The 246-nt window shown below is 55.7% G+C and carries 1 protein-coding gene; it reads left to right on the forward strand.

The window, feature by feature from the left end; genetic code table 11:
* Positions 1-204 (forward strand): hypothetical protein (locus SB765_RS32610; RefSeq protein WP_410932891.1); only part of this gene is annotated, 204 nt, incomplete at its 5' end.
* Between the last annotated feature and the right edge of the window lie 42 nt (positions 205-246).

A 246-nucleotide genomic window follows, 5' to 3' on the forward strand; every position in this document is an offset into this window, starting at 1 on the left:
CTGCACGAAGACTTCCGGCGCGGGTCAGTTTCGAGGCCTGTCATGTTCGGCACGTTACAACAAATGTGGGAGCGAGTTTGCCCCGCGAAGCGCCGTGAGGGCGGCGCTAGATGTCAGCAGCCCCACACGACTCAAGGCAGGCGCATGCAGGCCACTGATCAATCCCCGAAAGCCCTCTGGAAACTGAAGAAAAAGTCGGCGTAATCGTCAGATCTCAAGATTTTGTGAGCTCAGTGAAGAAAATCT

The organism is Pseudomonas sp. SIMBA_067, from assembly GCF_046534675.1.
GTDB lineage: Bacteria > Pseudomonadota > Gammaproteobacteria > Pseudomonadales > Pseudomonadaceae > Aquipseudomonas > Aquipseudomonas putida.